Below are 14,485 nucleotides of genomic sequence, written 5' to 3'. Positions count from 1 at the left end.
GTCCTCCCCTACCAGACCACCGGGTGTGCTTCGCCGGTCTGCACGTTGATGAAGCCGAGCGGCGCCTGCTCGCACGGCGCCACCAGCACCCAGCTCCAGGGCGCGCAGGTCAGCGTTGCGAACATCAGTCGTTCCGGGAATCCCGGATACCAGCGCGGCCGGAATGTCGGCTCGTACATCCAGTCGACCTTGCCGCCTTCCGCGTAGAGCGCCTGCATCTCGGCATCGAGCGCCTGCGCCGAGCGACAGCTCATCAGCCCGCCAACCTCGAAGCGCACGGTGGCGACGAGCTCGCCCTCGCGCACCAGCGCCCACCCGCCTTGAAGCTCGATCAGCGCGTTCACCGCCTTTGCCATCGCCGCGTCGGACGAACCGACCACCCAGATATTGTGCTTGTCGTGCGCCACCGAGCAGGCGACCGCCGTCTCCGGCGTGCGCGGTCCACATCCGCGCCAGAACATCTTCGCGACGCGCCCATCGCCGGAAAAGCGGTCGACGATGGCAAACTTGGTGATGGCCTCGCTCTCGTCGCGCTGCACGGCGCCATCACGCACTGGCAGGTCGAGGGTGTAGAACTCGGGATGCCAATGGAAGGGGCGGATCACAGCCGCCTTCATCGTGGCCCGGCCGGGCTCGGCCCGCAGCTCGAAATCCTCAGGCTTGATCGTACGCTTGATGTTGATCGTCCTGGTCGCCCATTCCGGCCATGCGATTGCCGGCACTTCGCCGAGATAACGCTTGCCGTCAGAGACCTGCGCGCCATCGGCCCACACCTCGGCGATCGTCACCCTGGCAACATCCGACAGCAGCACGACGTCGCCGAAGCGCCCCGGCGCCAGACTGCCGACGAACGGCGTGAGGCGCATGTGCCGCGCCGGATTGATGGTGAGACACTGGATTGCGATTTCCGGCGCAAGGCCGGCCTCGATCGCGACCCGCGCATTGTGATCGCTGGCGCCGAGCTCGAGCGTATGGCTGGCGCTGCGATCATCCGTGGTGAACGCGATCTGCGACCAGTCCTGCAAACCCTTCGCGAGTAGCCATTTGACGATCTCGTCCATGGCATAGACGCGCAGCTCGACGAACAAGCCGCGGGTGAGCTTGTCCCAGGTTTCCTCCGGAGTCTGCACTTCATGGTCGGATGCGAGCCCGGCCGCGGCAAAAGCGTTGATGGAGGGCAGATCACGCAAGCCGGAGGCGTGGCCTTCGACGACGCCGCGCGCCGCGAATGTCGCCTCGATCATGCCCCAGAGCCGCTTGTAGGAGGGGTTGTCGGGATTCCACACCGCCGGCCAGTCCATGACTTCGTCGAGGCCGGTGACCATCAGGCTTTCGCTCATGAAGCGCGCCTGCTCATCGCGGCCATACCAGCCGCCGCCCCATTCATACGCGGTCGGCGGCACCGCCGAACCGGGCTGCGGAAAGATCTTGAGCGGCGAGCCGCGTCGGCGTGCCTCGAACCAGAATTCGAGATTGCGTGCGCCGTCGACGTTGGAGAATTCGTGGCTTGCCTCGCAGGTCCAGGTATTGCCATGCGGCAGCACCAGCGCCGCTTCCCATTCCGGCGTCAGATGTGAGCTTTCGATGTGCTTGTGCACCTCGCCGAAGCCGGGTACGGCCGCGAGATTCGGCCGATGCACGCGCTCGCGGACCTCGCCGGGATAGCTTCCAGCCGGCCCCACCCACGCGATGCGCCGGCCCTTGAAGACGATCTCCTGATCCTCGCTCCAGGTTCGGCTGTGCACGTCGAGCAACTTGCCGACCCGCAAGGCGCGATCGGCCGGGCGGCGACCCAGCGCCGTCAGCACCAGGTCCTGGCGAATGCGTACCTCGTCGGGCGCGTTGATCAGGAGATCATCGGGTATCGCGTTCATGGACTGCCTCGCTCTATGCCGGGACTTTCGCAGCCCCGGTCCGCTTCCGCGGCGATCTGCCGGATTTGCCGCTGCGCGCGGCGGCGGCATCGCGCTGCCGAACGTCCTTCAGGAGGGTCGTGAGCGCCCACTCGATCGCATCGGCTATCTCGCTGCTCGACATGCCGAAATCCTCGCGCATCGCGTTCCAGGCCAGCACGTTGTTGAGATAGGACGCGAGCGCCTCGGCCTGACGGACGTCCTTGGCGGGGAGATGCCGCACCAGCGGCGCCATCGCCTTGCGATGCTGGTCAATCAAATGTCGCCGGAAGCCGGCGCGCACCCGGCGGCCCGCCCGCGTCACCGCAATCGCGCGCGCCAGATGCGGATGACGGTCGAACCGCTTGCAGAGCTTGCGGAAGATCTCGGGCAGTTCGTCGGGCGAGGTGAAGGGGATGTAGCTGAAGACGTTGTCCTCGATCCATTCGCCGGCCGCCGCGAACAGCTCCGCGCGGGTCTTGAAGTGCCGATAGATGGTTCGCTCGGCCACCTTCGCGCGCTTGGCCACCGCGGCCATGGAGATGTCGTCGGCCGCCTCATCCTCCAGGGTCTCGACAAACGCCGCGACGATGCGCCGCCGCGTCATCTCGGCATATTCGTCGCGAAGGCTGGCGATATGTCGCTTTGCTGTACTCATGTCATAAGTCTGACATCGGCTGGATTGGAGGGTCAAGCCGAGACTTGAGGCAGGCCGCGCCGCGACAATGGGCGTCGTGGCGCTCGGACGGCTGGCGATCCTCACGCGCACGACTTTCGCCTGCCGCCTGAAAAATGGACTTTTGCGCATCACCGAAATCGGATTTGCTCTGCCGAGAGCTGCGCGCAACGGCGCCGCGCGGACGGCAATGGAACGGCAAGGGAGCTGATCATGAACGGGCTTGGCGGGTTGAACAAATCGCCTGAGGGCGTCGTCATCGGGCTGGTGCAGCTGCAACTGCCTGCCGTCGTGACCCGCGCCGATCTCGCCAAGCAAACCGAGCGCATCGGCTGGATGGTCGGCAAGGCCCGCCGCAATCTCTCCACCATGGATCTGGTGGTGTTCCCCGAATACTCGCTGCACGGCCTCTCGATGGACACCAATCCCGAGATCATGTGCCGGCTCGACGGGCCCGAGGTCGCGGCCTTCAAGAAGGCCTGTCTCGACAACAAGATCTGGGGCTGCTTCTCCATCATGGAGTTCAACCCGCACGGCAATCCCTACAATTCAGGCCTGATCATCGACGACCACGGCGAGATCAAGCTCTATTACCGCAAGCTCCATCCCTGGATTCCGGTCGAGCCGTGGGAGCCCGGCGATGTCGGCATTCCCGTGATCGAGGGGCCGAAGGGCGCGAAGATCGCGCTGATCATCTGCCACGACGGCATGTTCCCGGAGATGGCGCGGGAATGCGCCTACAAGGGCGCGGAGATCATGATCCGCACCGCCGGCTACACCGCGCCGATCCGCGAGGCCTGGCGTTTCACCAACCAGGCCAATTCGTTCCAGAACCTGATGGTCACAGCGAACGTCTGCATGTGCGGTTCGGACGGCTCGTTCGATTCCATGGGCGAAGGCATGATCGTCAATTTCGACGGCACCGTGCTGGCGCACGGCACCACCGGCCGCGCCGACGAGATCATCACCGCCGAGGTGCGCCCCGACCTCGTGCGCGAGGCCCGGATCAATTGGGGCGTCGAGAACAACATCTACCAGCTCTGGCACCGCGGCTATGTCGCGGTGAAGGGCGGCGCGATGGACTGTCCATACACTTTCATGCAGGACATAGTCGCCGGCACCTATCGCCTGCCTTGGGAAGATCAGGTCAAGGTGACCGATGGCACCTCCTGCGGTTTCCCGGTGCCGACGCGCATATTCGGCAAGACGGCGAAAGCAGCGGAATAGACCGTCCCCCAAGGGGTAACCGCGACAATCTGGCACGGTTGTTGCTCCTTTTGACGTCCAAGTCGCGTCAAATCGGGGGAATCCACCATGTCGACCATCGCCGCGGCGCCCACCGCCGAGTCCAAGCCGCTCTATACGTCCCTGTTCGTCCAGGTCCTCGCTGCGCTCGTGCTTGGCGTCATCCTGGGAATGGCCGTCCCGGACTTCGCCATCGGGCTCAAGATCCTCAGCGACGCCTTCCTCAAGTTGATCTCGATGATCGTCGCCCCGATCGTGTTCTGCGTCGTTGTGCATGGCATTGCGGGCGCCGGTGACCTCAAGAAGGTCGGCCGCGTCGGCGTCAAGGCGCTGGTCTATTTCGAGGTGATGACGACGGTAGCCCTCGTGGTCGGCCTGCTGCTCGCCTACCTGTTCGGCCCCGGCCACGGCATGAACATCGATCCCTCGACACTGGATGCCAAGGCGCTCAACACCTACGCCGACAACGCCCACAAGCTGTCGGGCGGCGGCATCGGCGCCTTCCTCATGAACGTGATCCCGACCACCTCGTTCGACGCGCTGTCGCGTAATGACGTGCTCCAGGTGCTGTTCTTCGCGGTCCTGTTCGGCGTCGGCCTCGCGCTGGTCGGCGGCGAGAAGGGCGCGCTCGTCACCAACATGATCGACGCGGCCTCCACCGTGCTGTTCCGCGTCATGGGGCTCATCGTTCGCGTCGCGCCGCTCGGCGTGCTCGGCGCGGTCGCCTACACCGTCGGCAAGTACGGCGTCGGCTCGCTGAAGCAGCTCGTCTCGCTGGTGATGCTGTTCTACGTCTCGGTCGGCATCTTCGTGCTGGGCGTGCTCGGCGGCGTGATGGCGCTCGTCGGAATCAACATCCTCAAGTTCCTCGCTTACCTGCGCGAGGAGCTCACCATCGTGCTCGCGACCGCCTCGTCCGACGCGGTGCTGCCCCAGATCATGAAGAAGCTGGAGCGGATGGGCGTGAAGGATTCCGTCGTCGGCCTCGTGATCCCGACCGGCTATTCCTTCAACCTCGATGCCTTCTCGATCTATCTGACGCTCGCCGTCGTCTTCATCGCGCAGGCCACCAACACGCCGCTATCGTTCGGCGATCTGCTGCTGGTGCTCGGCGTCTCCCTGATCACCTCGAAGGGCGCGCATGGCGTGCCCGGCTCGGCCATCGTGATCCTGGCAGCGACGCTGAACGCGGTGCCGAGCATTCCCGCGATCGGCCTCGTGCTGGTGCTGTCGGTCGACTGGTTCATCGGCATGGCCCGCGCGCTCGGCAACCTCGTCGGCAATTGCGTGGCGACGGTCGTGGTGGCCGCCTGGGAAGGCGATCTCGACCGTGCCAAGGCGGCCAAGGTGCTCGAGGGTGGCGAAATGGTGGACGTGACGGCGGGATAGGTCCGCGGATCAATCATTCCACTGGAGGAGCGGCGTTCCATATGCCCTCCTCCAGACCGACAGGAAGCGCGGAAACCAGGAGTGCGCCACGGCGCCCTTATAGGCCCAGGTGCGATATTTCAGCCCCTGCTCCGAGATCAGCTCCTGATATCCGCCGTGGACCTCGGTCGCCGTGCGGATGTCCTTCAATATCCCTTGCGCGCAGGCGCGGTAGGTATCGCTCCCTGAGGTCTCGTCAAAGTCCAGCATGCGATCCGCAAACTCGACGTTGAACGTCGGCCAGGACGAACGCCCCTGATAGGCGGGCGCCGCGATCTTGTGGATCATCTTGTTGCGCGGATTATCCGTCGAGACGAAGAAGTGGAACGTGCTGGGAATGCGGAAGCGCGGTTCTGCGATGATCAGGTCCGTCGTGGCCGCGAACAGCGCGCGCTCGCTGGCATCGTTCATATCCCAGAAGCCGCGATGCACGCTGACGAAATCCAGCGCGACCAGGGACACCGGCGAGCCCGCCGGACCATCCAGGGAATGCCTGATGTAGCCGTTCTTGCCGAACAGGCGGAGCAGGTCCGTCTTGTACTGGGCGAGGTCGCGCCCGATCAGCCGCTTCAGCTCGTTCTCGTCGACGATCCCGAGCTGCACGCCCCACACGAACGTCGTGTAGACGCAGGCATTGGTGACGAAGCGCCTGCGCTCCGCACGTGTGTCGGTTGCCGCAGAGCGCGGCCCGCTGGCGTCGCACAGCAAATATCGGGCGTCGTCGACCTCGAACGGTTCGAGCTCGCTTGCGAGCTTCAGGATCGCGCGCTTGAGGTCGACGCCATATTCGGCCAGCAACAGGCGGCCGGCATGCGCGCATTGCGACATCGCCAGATGGGAGGACGCCCGCTCCTCGGCCGAGAGCATCTGCTGGAGGCCGGCGATGATGCCGAGCAGCGTGTCCGAGGGCCGCGAGAAATAGTTCACGCCGAGGTACCGGCCGCGCCCCGCGGGAACGATCGTCGTCGTGACGACGTCGGCACGAACCGCCGCCAGCAGCAGGCGCACGCTCTTTTCGAGCAGGCGCACCCGGCGCACCGCATCCTGCGCATCCATGATGGTTTCAGGATCGAGAACGTCGGGATAGAACCAGGCGAAGTCGCGCGGATAATAGGCCGAGGCGTGCGGAGCGCCCGTGACGAGGAACGCTTCGGTCACCGAAAAGGCGCTGTCCATCGAATGCCGGTAAAGGTCCTCGATCGCCGACAGCGAGTGATGCGACTTTCTCAGGAAACGATCGCCGAGAAAATTGACCGCCTGAAGGGCGTTGGCGACAAAGGTCGCAGCCGTGCCCTGGTAGAACCGGTTCTCACGATGCGATGAAAAAGAGATGTCGCTGTTCATATGCGTAATTCGGCTGATGTCTCAATGATCCCGGTGGCGGCCACCATCTTAAACATCTCTGATTCGTGTCTCTACCCGGTGACTTGCGGGCTCCAGGGGATCAGCGGTCCTCCCGCGGCCTGAAATTCTCGATCACCCGCAGCAGCACGCGCGCGCCTGCATCGGCGTCCGCCAGCTCGACATGCTCATCTGGATGATGACTGATCCCGCCGCGGCAGCGGACGAAGATCATGCCGACATCGGCGATGTCGATCATGGCCATGCCGTCGTGCCCGGCCCCGCTCGGCAGCTCGAACACACCAAAACCTTCCGCTCCGATCGCCTGCGCGATCTGGTCCTTCAGCCAGGGCGCGCAAGGCGCCGTGCGGTTCTCGTGGGTGACATCGAGCTGAAGCGCCAGTTGCCGGCGTTTGGCGATCGCCTCGATCTGCCTGACAACGTCGGCTACCGCGCGCTTGCGATGCATGTCGGTCGGCGCGCGCATGTCGATGGTGAAGGACACCTCGCCTGGAATGACGTTGGTCGCGCCGGGCCGCGCCTGGATGTAACCGACCGTGCCGACCAGCCCGCTCTCGTCGGTGCGGCAAAACTGCTCGATCGCGCCGATGCATTCGGCGGCACCGGTGAGCGCGTCACGGCGCAGCGCCATCGGCACGGTGCCGGCGTGGCCGGCCATGCCGGTCAGCCGCGCGGCAAGGCGCGTCGCGCCCGCAATCGCGGTGACGACGCCCACCGGCAGGTTCTGGGCTTCCAGCACCGGCCCCTGCTCGATGTGCAATTCGAGATAGGCCAGCAGCTCGCGCCGCGTCCGCGCCGCCTTGCCGATATGATCAGGATCGAGCCCGAACTGAACCAGCGCATCGCGCATCGAGACGCCGTCGCGATCCCTGGTGTTCAGGACGCTCTCGTCGAATGTGCCGGCGACCGCGCGGCTGCCGAGCAGCGTCGAGGCGAAACGCACGCCCTCTTCGTCGGCAAAGCCGACCACCTCGATCGCAAACGGCAGGCGCCTGCCGCGGCGGTTGAGATCGGCAACGCAGGCGATCGCCGTGATCACGCCCAGCGGCCCGTCCCATTTTCCGGCATCGCGCACGGTGTCGTAATGCGAGCCGAGCATCAGGCAGGGCGCCCCCGGCCGCTCACCTTCGTAACGGCCGCAGACGTTGCCGATCGCATCCAGATGCGCGCTCATCCCGGCCTCGCGCATCCAGCCGAGGATAAGGTCCGAGGCCGCGCGCAGCTCCTTGCTGAGATAGATGCGGGTGAGCTTTCCGGCTTCTTCCGAGATCGCAGCGAGCTCGTTGATGCGGCGAACGATCTCCTTGCCGAGCGATGCATCGTGAACGGCGGTACCAGCACCCATCTCGGCAAGCTTTCCATCTTCTGGGGACCACGGCGGCGGCGGTCCTGGCGACGATCGATACAAGTTCGGTGCCAGCGAAATCGCGCAATCGGCGCCGTCCCAATCAGCGCGTGGTTAGCATGAATGCGTCTTATCGGCAGACCATCCGGCGCCGGTCATGCACATGCGAAAGCGGGTTAAGACTGCTTAACTACATTGCATACAATTACAAAATGATGCTTATAAATTAATCTGCCACTTTCCTCATCAAGACTCGCTATTGAAATATATAACAACAATATCAAATACTTATTTCAAGTCGCCCATTTTCTAGCCGCTGGCATGAAGCTTGCGACATCTTATCCCGGCTTCGCCAGACCGGCGCGGCCGCGAGATTTAAGGCGGGGCATCCGCCAAGGGAGCGAGCAATGGATTTTGGCAGGATTTCACGACGTCATTTGTTGCAGGGCGGCGCGGCCCTCACCCTCGGCGCAGCGGCAGGCGCCCGGCCGGCCTTCGCGGCCGAGACCACCATCGGCTTCATCTATGTCGGCTCGCGCGACGACTACGGTTACAACCAGGCGCACGCGCAAGGCGCGGCCGCGCTGAAGAAGATCCCCGGCCTGAAGGTCGTCGAGGAAGAGAAGGTGCCGGAGACCGACGCGGTCGAGAAGACGATCGAGTCCATGATCAATCTCGACGGCGCCACCCTGCTCTTCCCGACCTCGTTCGGCTACTACAATCCGCACATGATCAAGATGGCTACCAAGTACCCGAAGCTGCGCTTCGAGCACTGCGGCGGCCTGTGGAGCGACAAGGATCCCAAGAACGCGGGCAGCTATTTCGGCTACATCGACGAGGCCCAGTACATCTCCGGCATCGTCGCCGGCCTGACGTCGAAGAGCGGCAAGCTCGGCTTCGTCGCGGCCAAGCCGATTCCCCAGGTGCTGCGCAACATCAACGCCTTCACGCTCGGCGCCAAGTCCGTCAATCCGAAGGCCACCACGCAAGTGATCTTCACCGGCGACTGGTCGATGCCGGTCAAGGAAGCCGAAGCCGCCAACAGCCTGATCGACCAGGGCGTGGACGTGCTGACCTGTCACGTCGACGGCCCCAAGACCATGGTCGAGAACGCCGCGCGGCGTGGCGCCTTCGTCTGCGGTTATCACACCAACCAGTCGGCGCTGGCGCCGAAGGCCTATCTCACCGGCGCCGAATGGAACTGGGAAGCGCTCTATCCGAAGTTCGTCAAGATGATCGCCGCCGGCGAAAGCATCCCGAATTTCTACCGCGGCGGCCTGAAGGAAGAGATCGTCAAGGTCTCGGCCTATGGCGAAGCCGTCTCGCCCGAGGCGCGCAAGGCGGCCGACGAAGCCAAGGCCAAATTCCTGTCCGCGGACGGGTTCGCGATCTTCAAGGGCGGGCTGGTCGACAACAAGGGCAAGACGGTCATCGCGGCCGGCACCGATCGCGGCCAGAAGGACCCTGAGCTCGAGAAGATGGACTACCTCGTCGAAGGCGTGATCGGAGCGACTTCGTGACGACGGAAGCGGCGGACTCCACCGAAGCGGTCGGGACAGTTGCCCCGGCCGCCGATCCGGGATTCCTCCAGCGTCACGGCGGAACGATCGAATATGTCCTGATCCCGGGCGCCGCGCTCGCCGGCGCGCTCGCGGTCTTCGGCATCTTCGTCGCGATGTTCGGCAAGAACCCGCTCGATCTCTATTTCTACATGTACTACGGCGCGTTCGGCACCTGGTTCTCCTGGCAGAACACGTTGACGCGCGCGGCCCCGCTGATCCTCACCGCGCTCTGCACCGCCCTGCCGGCGCAGCTCGGCATGGTCATCATCGGCGGCGAAGGCGCACTGCTGATCGGCGCGCTGTCGGCAACGAGCGCCGCACTGGCGCTCCAGGGCCTGCCGCCGCTGGTCGTGCAGATCGCCATGGTCGTTGGCGGCGTGATCGGCGGCGGCTTGTGGATCATGCTGTCGGGCGCGCTGCGCCAATATCGCGGCGTCAACGAGACGATCTCGAGCCTGCTGCTCGTCTACATCGCGCTCGCGATCCTCAATCATCTCGTCGAAGGCATGATGCGGGATCCCGCCAGCCTCAACAAGCCGTCCACGCGCGAGATCGGCGCCGCCAACATGATCGGCAGCATCCCCGGCACCGACGTGCATTGGGGTCTCGTCTTCGGTCTGATCGCCGCAATCGCCGCCTACATCCTGATCTATCACACGGTGTTCGGCTTCGCCGCGCGCGTCGCCGGCGGCAACATTCGCGCGGCCAAGATCGTCGGCCTCGGCGTCAGCAAGCTGATCCTGACCGTCTGCTTCCTCGCCGGTGGCGCCGCGGGTCTTGCCGGCATGGTCGAGGTCGCCGCCGTGCAGGGACGCACCAACGCCAACCTGGCGGCCGGCTATGGCTTCACCGGCATTCTCGTCGCCTTCCTCGCGCGACAAAATCCCCTCGCGATCATCCCTGTCGCGATCCTGCTCGGCGGCATCAGCGCCAGCGGCGGCCTGCTGCAGCGCCGCCTTGGACTACCGGATGCCTCCGTGCTCGTGCTCCAGGGCATCATCTTCGTCTTCGTGCTCGCCAGCGATGCACTCTACGGCCGCATCGGATTCCTGAAAGGCAAGTCCTGATGAAAGACAAGTCCTGATGGCAGACGGATCGATCGGACTCTGGACCGTCCCGCTCGCCGTACTCGGCGGCGCCATTCGCGTCTCGACACCCTTCCTGTTCGTGAGCCTCGGCGAATGCATCACCGAGCGCTCCGGCCGAATCAACCTTGGCCTCGAAGGCACGCTGGTGATGGGCGCGATGAGCGCCTACGGCATCTCCTATCTCACGGGATCGCCGTGGCTCGGCGTGCTCGCCGCCGGCATCACCGGTGCCGTTCTCGGCGCGCTGCACGCCGGCATCTGTTCGCTGCCGCGCGTCAACGACGTCGCGGTCGGCATCGCCTTGATGCTGTTCGGGACGGGCCTTGCCTTCTATCTCGGCAAGCCGCTGATCGAGCCGACCGCACCCCGGCTGCCTGCGATCGATTTCGGCTGGTGGAGCGACATCCCGCAGCTACGTGCCGCGCTGCGGGTCAATGTCCTGTTCCTGATCGGCGTCGCGCTCGCACCGATCCTCTACTGGGCGTTCCGCACCACGCGCTGGGGCCTGCTCATCCGCACCGCGGGCGAAAGCTCGGATGCCGCGCGCGCGATGGGCCATTCCGTGCTGCTGATCCGCCTGCGCGCGACCATGGTCGGCGGCTTCCTCGCCGGCATCGGCGGCTCGTTCCTGTCGCTGTTCTATCCCGGAAGCTGGAACGAGGGCCTCTCCTCCGGCCAGGGCATCACCGCCGTGGCGCTCGTGATCTTCGCGCGCTGGGATCCCCTGCTCTGCCTGTGGGCCTCGCTCGCCTTTGGCGGCGCCGCGGCGCTGGGACCCGCGCTGCAATCGGTCGGCGTCACCTCCGGCTATCACCTCTTCAACGCCGCGCCCTACATCCTGACGCTGGCGATCATGATCATCACCTGCTCGCCGAAGCGGACGCTGACCGGCGCTCCCGCCGAACTCTCGATCACAAGGTAACACGCGCACCAACGAGGTCGTCCATGCCCGAGCGCTACATCAAGTCCGAGCCCTACGCCTGGCCGTACAACGGCGATCTGCGCCCGGAGAACACCGCGCTGATCATCATCGACATGCAGACCGATTTCTGCGGCGTCGGCGGCTATGTCGACAAGATGGGCTATGACCTCTCGCTGACGCGGGCACCGATCGAGCCGATCAAGAGGCTGCTCGCGGCGATGCGCAAGCAGGGCTTCCACATCATCCATACCCGCGAAGGCCACCGCCCGGATCTCTCGGACCTGCCCGCCAACAAGCGCTGGCGCTCGCGGCAGATCGGCGCCGGCATCGGCGATCCCGGCCCGTGCGGCCGCATCCTGGTGCGCGGCGAACCCGGCTGGGACATCATCGAGGAGCTTGCACCGCTGCCGGGCGAGCCGATCATCGACAAGCCCGGCAAGGGCTCGTTCTGTGCCACCGATCTGGAACTGATCCTGCGCGTGCGCGGCATCGAGAACATCGTGCTGACAGGCATCACCACCGATGTCTGCGTCCACACCACCATGCGCGAGGCCAATGATCGCGGCTTCGAATGCGTGCTGCTGCACGATTGCTGCGGTGCGACCGACAAGAGCAACCACGACCACGCATTGAAGATGATCAAGATGCAGGGCGGCGTGTTCGGCGCGGTCTCGACCTCCGACGCCTTCATCGGAGCGATTTCGTGATCATCGGCGAGACGCCTCCGCCCTCAGGCGCCTTCGGCGTCGACGCCATCGCCATGACAATGCGCTTCGGCGACTTCCTGGCGCTGGACAATGTCGAGCTGAAGGTGCGGCCGGGCTCGTTTCATGCGCTGCTCGGCGAGAACGGCGCCGGCAAGTCGACCCTCGTCAAATGCATCATGGGCTATTACCACGCGACCGAAGGCGACATCATCGTCGGCGGGCGCGAGCAGGCGATCGCCAACCCGAAGGACGCCCACGCGCTCGGCCTCGGCATGGTCTACCAGCACTTTACCCTGGTGCCGGCCATGACCGTTGCCGAAAATCTCGTGCTGGCCCGCGACGACGTCCCTGCAATGGTGAACTGGCCGAAGGAGATGAAAGAGCTCGAGGCCTTCCTGGCCCGGATGCCCTTCAAGGTGCCGCTCTCGGCAAAAGTCTCCGATATCTCGGCCGGCGAGCGGCAGAAATGCGAGATCCTCAAGCAGCTCTATCTGAAACGCCGCTTCCTGATCCTGGACGAGCCAACCTCCGTGCTGACTCCTGCGGAAGCCGACGAGGTGCTCGCCATGCTCCGCGACATGGTCGTCAAAGGCGAGCTGACCATCTTGATGATCACGCACAAGTTCCGCGAGGTCATGGCCTTCGCTGACGAGGTCACCATCCTGCGCCGCGGCAAGCTCGCAGGTGCCGGCAAGGTCGCCGAGCTCACGCCGGATGCGATGGCGCGCACCATGATCGGCGCCGAGGAGCTGACGGTGCAGCCGCCCCGCACCGGCGAAGCCGGCAAGGCGCGTCTCGAGCTGGAAGAACTCCGCGCGCTCGACGATGCCGGCGCCATGGCCGTGCATGACGTCTCGCTGACTGTCCGTGCCGGCGAGATCGTCGGCATTGCCGGCGTCTCCGGCAACGGCCAGCGCCAGCTCGTCGAGGTGCTCGCGGGCCAGCGCGAGGCCGAGAGCGGCCAGATCCGCGTCGCGGGCGATCCCTACCGCGCCAGCCGCGAGGAGATGCGCCGGCACAAGATGTCGCTGCTGCCGGAGGAGCCGCTGAAGAACGCCTGCGTCGGCGGCATGAGCGTCGCCGACAACATCGCATTCCGCGAGTTCGATCGGGCGCCCTTCGCGAGCGGCGGCTGGTGGCTCAATCGCAGCGCCTTCCGCGACGACGCGAAGAAGAAGATCGGCCAATACAAGATCAAGACCCGCACGCCCGAGACGCCGATCTCGGCACTCTCGGGCGGTAACGTCCAGCGTGCCGTGCTCGCCCGCGAGCTTGGCGGCGACGTCGAGGTGCTGATCGCGGCCAATCCCTGCTTCGGCCTCGACTTCGCAGCCGTGGCGCAGATCCACGCCGAGATCATGGCGGCGCGCAATCGCGGCGCCGCCGTGCTGCTGGTCAGCGAGGACCTCGACGAATTGCTCGAACTGTCCGACCGGCTGGTGGTGATGTTCCACGGCGAATTCGTGTATGAAGCTCGGACCAGCGAGGCCGATCTCACCGAGGTCGGCCGGCATATGGCGGGACACTGACCGATCGTTTGAGCATGATCTCCGGATCATGCCTTGGGAGCATCGATGGACGGCGCATCAGAACGCGACGAGCACTTTTTGCGTCTGTCCTTCGCGGTCGCGCGCCGTTCCCTCACCCATGGCAACCATCCCTTCGGCTGCGTCGTGGTCGGTGCGGATGGCATGGTGCTGATCGAAACCGAGAACGGCTATATGCCGGATCACGACGGCACCGCGCATGCCGAGCGCCTGGCGGCCACGCAGGCCTGCCGCACGCTCGGCCGTGATGTGCTGGCGAAGGCCACGCTCTATTCCTCGGCCGAGCCCTGCGCGATGTGCGCCGGCGCGATCTACTGGGCCGGCATCGGCCGCGTCGTCTACGGCCTCAGCGAGCACCGCCTGCGCGGCGTCACCGGGAACCATCCGGAGAACCCGACGCTCGATTTGCCCTGCCGTGAGGTCTTTGCCAGCGGCCAGCGGCCGACGGCGGTCGTCGGGCCGCTGCTGGAGGACGAAGCCGAAGCGCTGCATGACGGCGTGTGGACGAAGTAGGCGCTGCCACAAACTCCGAAATCGTAGGGTGGGTTAGCTGGCGGCTGCGCAAAGCGCAGACGGCCGGCGTAACCCACCTCTTCTGCATCCGCGGAAATAGAAAGAGGTGGATTACGCCTTCGGCTAATCCACCCTACGTACCTGCCCTTCGCAAACACGAATGACGCCGCGCATTCCCGCGCGGCGCCATCCGAAGCT

Annotated in this window: 12 protein-coding genes; 8 read left to right on the top strand and 4 right to left on the bottom strand. The window is 65.2% G+C overall.

The window, feature by feature from the left end:
• Positions 1-8: 8 nt before the first annotated feature.
• Complete coding sequence (locus VGR99_RS10190; RefSeq protein ID WP_326898211.1) at positions 9-1,874, bottom strand: adenine deaminase; 1,866 nt, start codon at positions 1,872-1,874, stop codon at positions 9-11.
• 13 nt (positions 1,875-1,887) lie between these two features.
• Entirely contained in the window at positions 1,888-2,550 is a 663-nt protein-coding gene (locus VGR99_RS10185) for a TetR/AcrR family transcriptional regulator (protein WP_326898210.1), read from the bottom strand.
• 231 nt (positions 2,551-2,781) lie between these two features.
• Here VGR99_RS10185 and VGR99_RS10180 point away from each other — a divergent pair, with 231 nt between their 5' ends.
• Positions 2,782-3,795: a formamidase gene (locus VGR99_RS10180; protein WP_326898209.1), complete on the top strand. Its 1,014-nt coding sequence runs from the start codon at positions 2,782-2,784 to the stop codon at positions 3,793-3,795.
• Positions 3,796-3,882: 87 nt separating this feature from the next.
• The gene (locus tag VGR99_RS10175; protein ID WP_326898208.1) at positions 3,883-5,202 is read left to right on the top strand and encodes a dicarboxylate/amino acid:cation symporter; all 1,320 of its coding nucleotides are present in this window, start codon (positions 3,883-3,885) and stop codon (positions 5,200-5,202) included.
• 9 nt (positions 5,203-5,211) lie between these two features.
• On the opposite strand, the gene VGR99_RS10170 is transcribed toward VGR99_RS10175, so the two are convergent.
• Positions 5,212-6,585, bottom strand: a complete 1,374-nt coding sequence (locus VGR99_RS10170) for a hypothetical protein (protein WP_326898207.1) — start codon at positions 6,583-6,585, stop codon at positions 5,212-5,214.
• Positions 6,586-6,685: 100 nt separating this feature from the next.
• Positions 6,686-7,948 (bottom strand): allantoate amidohydrolase, encoded by a 1,263-nt coding sequence (locus tag VGR99_RS10165; protein WP_326898206.1) that lies wholly within the window; start codon positions 7,946-7,948, stop codon positions 6,686-6,688.
• A 407-nt stretch (positions 7,949-8,355) separates the two neighbouring features.
• Here VGR99_RS10165 and VGR99_RS10160 point away from each other — a divergent pair, with 407 nt between their 5' ends.
• The 6 genes from VGR99_RS10160 to VGR99_RS10135 are packed head-to-tail and all read left to right on the top strand — an operon-like array spanning position 8,356 to position 14,287.
• On the top strand, positions 8,356-9,468 hold the full coding sequence (locus VGR99_RS10160) for a BMP family ABC transporter substrate-binding protein (protein WP_326898205.1): 1,113 nt from the start codon (positions 8,356-8,358) through the stop codon (positions 9,466-9,468).
• A complete protein-coding gene (locus VGR99_RS10155) occupies positions 9,465-10,577 on the top strand; it encodes an ABC transporter permease (protein ID WP_326898204.1) in 1,113 nt (370 codons plus the stop codon). The genes VGR99_RS10160 and VGR99_RS10155 overlap by 4 nt, the downstream gene beginning before the upstream one ends.
• Before the next feature lie 16 nt (positions 10,578-10,593).
• Complete coding sequence (locus tag VGR99_RS10150; RefSeq protein ID WP_326898203.1) at positions 10,594-11,520, top strand: ABC transporter permease; 927 nt, start codon at positions 10,594-10,596, stop codon at positions 11,518-11,520.
• A gap of 23 nt (positions 11,521-11,543) precedes the next feature.
• The gene (locus tag VGR99_RS10145) at positions 11,544-12,227 is read left to right on the top strand and encodes a cysteine hydrolase family protein (protein ID WP_025037675.1); all 684 of its coding nucleotides are present in this window, start codon (positions 11,544-11,546) and stop codon (positions 12,225-12,227) included.
• The gene (locus VGR99_RS10140) at positions 12,224-13,756 is read left to right on the top strand and encodes an ABC transporter ATP-binding protein (RefSeq protein ID WP_326898202.1); all 1,533 of its coding nucleotides are present in this window, start codon (positions 12,224-12,226) and stop codon (positions 13,754-13,756) included. The genes VGR99_RS10145 and VGR99_RS10140 overlap by 4 nt, the downstream gene beginning before the upstream one ends.
• 45 nt (positions 13,757-13,801) lie before the next feature.
• Positions 13,802-14,287, top strand: coding sequence for a nucleoside deaminase (locus tag VGR99_RS10135; RefSeq protein ID WP_326898201.1), 486 nt, complete (start codon positions 13,802-13,804; stop codon positions 14,285-14,287).
• Positions 14,288-14,485: the final 198 nt, after the last annotated feature.

This window comes from Bradyrhizobium sp. (assembly GCF_035935975.1).
Taxonomy (GTDB): Bacteria; Pseudomonadota; Alphaproteobacteria; order Rhizobiales; family Xanthobacteraceae; genus Bradyrhizobium.
Note: the sequence above shows the minus strand (reverse complement) of the source record. Positions and strands in the feature narration are given on the sequence as shown.

What these genes read in the sequence shown, in the direction of transcription:
- VGR99_RS10190 (WP_326898211.1), bottom strand. Translation starts at nt 1,874, where the DNA reads ATGAACGCGATACCCGATGATCTCCTGATCAACGCGCCCGACGAGGTA.
- VGR99_RS10185 (WP_326898210.1), bottom strand. Translation starts at nt 2,550, where the DNA reads ATGAGTACAGCAAAGCGACATATCGCCAGCCTTCGCGACGAATATGCC.
- VGR99_RS10180 (WP_326898209.1), top strand. Translation starts at nt 2,782, where the DNA reads ATGAACGGGCTTGGCGGGTTGAACAAATCGCCTGAGGGCGTCGTCATC.
- VGR99_RS10175 (WP_326898208.1), top strand. Translation starts at nt 3,883, where the DNA reads ATGTCGACCATCGCCGCGGCGCCCACCGCCGAGTCCAAGCCGCTCTAT.
- VGR99_RS10170 (WP_326898207.1), bottom strand. Translation starts at nt 6,585, where the DNA reads ATGAACAGCGACATCTCTTTTTCATCGCATCGTGAGAACCGGTTCTAC.
- VGR99_RS10165 (WP_326898206.1), bottom strand. Translation starts at nt 7,948, where the DNA reads ATGGGTGCTGGTACCGCCGTTCACGATGCATCGCTCGGCAAGGAGATC.
- VGR99_RS10160 (WP_326898205.1), top strand. Translation starts at nt 8,356, where the DNA reads ATGGATTTTGGCAGGATTTCACGACGTCATTTGTTGCAGGGCGGCGCG.
- VGR99_RS10150 (WP_326898203.1), top strand. Translation starts at nt 10,594, where the DNA reads ATGGCAGACGGATCGATCGGACTCTGGACCGTCCCGCTCGCCGTACTC.
- VGR99_RS10145 (WP_025037675.1), top strand. Translation starts at nt 11,544, where the DNA reads ATGCCCGAGCGCTACATCAAGTCCGAGCCCTACGCCTGGCCGTACAAC.
- VGR99_RS10135 (WP_326898201.1), top strand. Translation starts at nt 13,802, where the DNA reads ATGGACGGCGCATCAGAACGCGACGAGCACTTTTTGCGTCTGTCCTTC.